The 2594-nt window shown below is 47.4% G+C and carries 2 protein-coding genes and 1 pseudogene; all 3 read right to left on the bottom strand.

The features are described from left to right. Positions 1 to 339: 339 nt before the first annotated feature. The gene (locus tag K4305_RS05875) at positions 340 to 549 is read right to left on the bottom strand and encodes a DUF2283 domain-containing protein (RefSeq protein WP_331561469.1); all 210 of its coding nucleotides are present in this window, start codon (positions 547 to 549) and stop codon (positions 340 to 342) included. Between the two features lie 3 nt (positions 550 to 552). After that, positions 553 to 789 (bottom strand): hypothetical protein, encoded by a 237-nt coding sequence (locus K4305_RS05870; protein WP_331561468.1) that lies wholly within the window; start codon positions 787 to 789, stop codon positions 553 to 555. Between the two features lie 812 nt (positions 790 to 1601). Beyond that, positions 1602 to 2449 (bottom strand): annotated as a pseudogene (locus tag K4305_RS12285) (DUF4351 domain-containing protein). Positions 2450 to 2594: the final 145 nt, after the last annotated feature.

The following is a 2594-nucleotide window of genomic DNA, read 5'->3' as shown; positions in this document are numbered from 1 at the left end:
AGCTGGATGGCTCAATAGCAAGAAAAAATAACCCGGAGCACTCACCCCAATAATCTGTGCCAATCCGTGTTAATCCGTGGGCAAAACTCTTCCTCTTCCATCCCACAGCTCACATCCCACAATCTTCGCATCCGTGAAAATCCGCTCCCAATCAGCGGGAACCGCGCTCCCCCTCTTCATAGCTGAATATCCAGACATCTCGATGGCTCAATAGCAAGAAAAAATAACCCGGAGCACTCACCCCAATAATCTGTGCCAATCCGTGAAAATCCGTGGGCAACATCTTTCGCTTCTCTGAAAGATATTGAGGCTACGGATCAGCGTCCCCAAGAAGCTACTTCATGCAGTTTCCCGATGAGGTATCTCCTGATAAGAGAATTCCCATAAGCGCGCATTTTCCTTGGCATGCTCTATTGTCATACTGACAAGATTCCCCTTCTCGTCAACATCGATCAGGATGTTTTCACTGATCTCCCGAGTTTCGAACACTGGTTTGTCAAGTAATTCGATATAAGCAGTATCAGTATCCTCAAAATATTTTACTTTCATCGTTTAGTTCTCTTTATACGATCTATCGAAAAAAGCGTTATGTACGGTTTCGCCATCTTCAAGAAGAATGACCCGTAAAACTTTCCCTGCTTCTGGAATATGTGCCCATTTCTTGATTCGGCCATCAGACTGGATGACAGTTTTCTCTGCATGTTCTATAACGAAACAAATCCATTCATCGTTTATTCCTATACGGTCAGACCTGTTTCTTGTTAAATTAAAATAAGATGTCGTTTTCATACAGCGATACCTGCAAACGCTGAAACTTTGATTCCGGAAGCCGATGCTTTGGGCTCAATTCTTTCTGCCAATTTACGAAAGTGTTATCACACCCCCGCATGGGTTTTGGGTTTCCCACGCTCCAGATCCCAGCCCCCACATCCAACTCTCCAGACGAAAAAAGTTTACGTAGTCACGAACGTCCCCCCAGCGGTACAGCTCACATCCCACAATCTTCCCATCCGTGAAAATCCGCTCCCAATCAGCGGGAACCGCGCTCTTCCTCTTCATTGCCGAATAGCCAGACAACTCGATGGCTCAATAGCAAGAAAAAATAACCCGGAGCACGTAACCCATCAATCCGTGCCAATCCGTGTAAATCCGTGGGCAAAAATCTTTCTCTTCAATCCCACAACATCCCCCTCCCTGGTAGCAAGTTGAGCTGCAAAACAGCGTCCCCTACTATGTTCCCGTGGGCAACCTCTTCCGCTTCTCTGAAAGATATTGAGGCTACGGATCAGCGTCCCCAAAAAGCTACACGGGCTTCCGGCAAACGGCTCACAGCTCACATCCCACAATCTTACCATCCGTGAAAATCCGCTCCCAATCAGCAGGAACCGCGATCCCCATCTTCCATCAAAAAAAGCGCCTGAATTGACCGGTAAAAGCCGGACAAAACAGGCGCCAATCCGTGCCAATCCGTGTAAATCCGTGTAAATCCGTGGGCAAAAATCTTTCTCTTCAATCCCACAACATCCCCCTCCCTGGTAGCAAGTTGAGCTGCAAAACAGCGTCCCCTACTATGTTCCGACATCGCTATACTCCCTGGATTTTCACGGAATAAAAACCCCCTCAAGTGTTTGGGCGGTGAGAATGGCTTCGGCCCATGCTTCCAATTCCTGCTCGGTGGCGCGGCTTAGCTTCTCGGCAGCCCACTCCGGCAACACACCAAAACGACGCTCCAACTGCCTTTTCAGCAGCCTGGATTCCCCTTCTACACGACCCTGCGCCATACCCTGGCTCATACCTTTAGCTATACCGATTCGTTCTATGCTCGTAATATATTCCACTTTTTCTCTCTCCTCAATTGTTTCGATTTCGTCAAAAAACAGACTGTTCAACCATAATGGCAGTTTCATCAGCCAATCCAACACACCAAACAAATTGATGATCCGCTGCTTATCCCAGTGCCTGTTATAGAGTATCTAAGCTTGGCAACAGGAAACTCCATCATCAGCTTGCACCCCAATACCGAAAAGCCATAAGAAGCCGGCTTCCAATGCTTATGCTTGTCAGCAAGCACAGCTAAACTCGCTACAGGTCGTTTAAATCGGTCGTAAATACGATAGTTGTACACAAACATCCGCTGGGCAAATTCAGCCTGCCTGGTACCTTGCACCTCAATATGGATGTATATCCAACTTTCATCCCCATTCAGCACGGTTACCCTGACCAGCCGATCAACAAAGCGTGTACCCAACTCAGCATCCTGAACAACCGCCCGCAACTCCTGATCAAGAAAAACATGCTCCCTTGACCAATCGATTTCAGTATATGCATCCGGGAAATAAAACGCCATAAACTCCTGAAAATAAAGCTCAATTGCCCCTTTCCACGGACTATCGTACTGATCGTTCGAACCATCTGTATTTTCTGTGAATTCTGCTTCGTTTTCAATCATACATCCTCTCCTTCATATGGGCACCTCTATTTATTGTCGTGAGAAGCACGAGGGCAAGGCGGACGGAGCGGAGAAACCGGAGTGTACACAGAGTACATGAGGATTTCGAGCACCGCCCAACACAGCAATAGGGATTCGGAACAAA

The sequence above is a fragment of the Chlorobium sp. genome (genome assembly GCF_036528655.1).
Taxonomy (GTDB): domain Bacteria; phylum Bacteroidota; class Chlorobiia; order Chlorobiales; family Chlorobiaceae; genus Chlorobium.
The sequence above is the reverse complement of the archived record's forward strand: the minus strand, read 5'-3'. Positions and strand labels throughout refer to the sequence as shown.

Bases quoted from the DNA above. Each gene is read 5' to 3' on its own strand.
- K4305_RS05870 (WP_331561468.1), bottom strand. From the start codon at position 789: ATGAAAACGACATCTTATTTTAATTTAACAAGAAACAGGTCTGACCGT.
- K4305_RS05875 (WP_331561469.1), bottom strand. From the start codon at position 549: ATGAAAGTAAAATATTTTGAGGATACTGATACTGCTTATATCGAATTA.